Here is a 2,732-nt window from a genome sequence, read left to right on the forward strand (position 1 = left end):
TTTCATCTGAAAATCGTTTATTGTTTTAATTACTTACCAGGCTATTGCCAGTTCACCATTCACATTTTCCACAATAAAATTATTCCCGAAGCGGGCATCGCCTTTTCTGACAACCACTTTTCCTGTTTTCCACGGGTATGCTGAATTAATATACGCCCTTAACTCTTCAGCTGTAATATCATTATCCGGAAATATTCGGACAGTAGCATGCCGGAGGCCGTTGATCCTTATCCGCCGCCGGATGTCCCGGTCGCCCGAATAGGTTTCCCGGCACGACACAATCCCCTCCTGTTGTGTAACAAAAATACGGCATTCCTTATGCCATGCCGGGGGAAAGGAATAGGAGGCACTTCCATTATGCAATGTTGTTTCATAGCCAGTTAAAATGGGCGCTCCTTCCGGAAATTTTAAAAACTGTTTTACGGTGGTGTTGGGTGTAAAGCCCGAGAAATAAAAAGCATTGTTGCTCCTGGATATGGTCAGTACCGGGGCTTTAACCCCGGGGCTTTGCTTTTGTACAAGCAACCGGTAGCCAAACTCCTGCATGGCATACCGGAGCAGTAACGGGCCGGTAAACCATTGGCCGGGGTTATCGGGGGTTAATAATTTACTGCCTTTAGAACTGCTGGAGTTGGTACCTCTTATGTACACTACTCTTCCCCCGTTCCAGGCAGGAGTGGATCTCGTCCACACTACATCCCGGCTGTTGCCGGCTTGCGCCATGGTAGCCAGTATCTTCGTAGAGGTATCTGCCTTGTTGCTGATCACCGTACTGATACCACCACCGCAAAATAAGGCTCTGTGCAGAATGCTATCAGGATATTGCTGTTGTTCAAGACGATCGTTTTCAAAATGCGTGCTAAGACTGAACACGCCGTCCAGCGGCCGGATATTATCCAGGTTCAGTAACCTTGCAAAGGCTGATCCGATATGATCAGCGGGACCATATACAACAAGTTGCCCGCCGGTTTCCACAAAGCTGATCAACGCTTTCTCCAGGGGAGAACCCGCAGAAGGCACTACGGACACTAATACAGACTGCTGAAAAAAGCCAGGTTTTTGTGTGATCACCTGCCGGAAAGAACTGGTGGAAATGATCGTATTGAGAGGTAACCCTTCATTAATGCCCTGGCGCATAAACCAGTCGCCGAAATATATTTCAGGAAGACGGTTATCTTTTCCGCCTGCCCATTCATGATATTCTTCAAAGGGATATACCCAAACCAGCGGGCCGGGCGCAGTTGGTGCGTCATAACGGGCCCGCAGAATATGTGGTATTACTTCATCTGCCGCCTGCACCGGCATATCTCCATAAGAATTATCTATTGAAAGAATGTTCAGGTAAGCAGGAAGGGAAACATTCCCTTTTGCATCTATGCGGCTCACAGACATAGGAAGATAGATATCATGCGGTTCTCCACCGTACCTGTCGAACCAGGGACTATTCACCCACCAGGGATCGTGCACATAGTAACGGAACAGGTACCTGTTATCCGGTACTTCGGCAATACGCGACATGTACCCCACCAGCTCCATGCCATAGTCCCCGTCCAGCGCAGCCCAGGGAGAATTGGGAGGCGGCATGATGTTGAAACCGCCTGAATAAATATCTTTCAGATCTACGCCATCCCGGGCCAGATCTATACCGGCAGAAAGATTGGTGCCTCTTGTTTGTATCTGAAAAGTGGGGCACTCTTTTCTGAACAGCTGCCAGAACTCAAGTATTTTTGATCTTACCTCGGACAATTTGCCGGCATCGAACTTTTTCCCGTCAAACAATACGCCGGATGACGACCAGGCTTCCATTCCATAACCAATCCCATTACTGAACCAGATAAAGTCATAACCCATATCCGTAAGGAAATGACGGCATTGTCTTCCAAAAAAAACACCAAAAGGGGTGTTATCCGGGATGCCCCGCGGGAAACCTGCATATGCCATTTTATCCCCTTTGAGCACAGCATAACAGCTTACGAAGGATTTCTTTCCCATCGCATTACCTCCCAGTACTTCAGGATGATTTTTATACTTAAAATCAGAATGTGCAAATTCAGGCCCCGGATCAAAAGTAGCGCCTATACGTATAACCTTTCCCGTTATACGATGCCCCGCGTCTTTCAGGGTTTGAATGATAAAACGTAAATCACTGTAAGAAAATACCGGCGGCTTCTCAATATAATAATAAGCCCTTTCATGCAGGGAAAGTGAATCCGGGCCGGAGCCAACAGCATGTTCAGTATTAGGGTTCCCCATATACCGGGCCCATTCCAGTTGCTGTTCCGGGCGGCCGGTGTACTGCAGTATCTCTGAGCCATCAGATGCCCATAGCATCACGGATATAGTGTCTGCATGACGAAGCAGGGATTGCCACTGCGTAAACATTTCCTGTGCCACCGCCCTTATATATGCTTTGTCATTTTTTTTGAACGGTTTTAAAGAGGCTTCCAGGGTTACATTTTGAAATGGTTGTCCTTTCAATGTAACGATCTGCTGCGCAGATACCGTGCTATTTACGGTTACTCCGCATAAGCATGCAAGACATAAGCATTGCAGAAAAGTTTTCATCACTATTTTTTTAGGTCCTGTCAGCGGACAATAACGGCCTCAATATTTAAAAATACCGCTATCTTTTTAATCGTTTCTGCATGATGGCCTATGCCTAGTGCAAAATGGTGTGTGGGACCTTCTTTCACCCAGTTTTCCAGGAAAGTTCTTACATCCGGTTTAAAGAA

The 2,732-nt window shown here is 47.0% G+C and carries 1 protein-coding gene; it reads right to left on the reverse strand.

The features are described 5' to 3' along the window. Positions 1-33: 33 nt before the first annotated feature. Positions 34-2,565 (reverse strand): hypothetical protein, encoded by a 2,532-nt coding sequence (locus VN105_RS24705; protein WP_325645266.1) that lies wholly within the window; start codon positions 2,563-2,565, stop codon positions 34-36. Between the last annotated feature and the right edge of the window lie 167 nt (positions 2,566-2,732).

It is taken from the genome of Chitinophaga sp. (assembly GCF_035564935.1).
In the GTDB taxonomy this organism is placed as follows: domain Bacteria; phylum Bacteroidota; class Bacteroidia; order Chitinophagales; family Chitinophagaceae; genus Chitinophaga.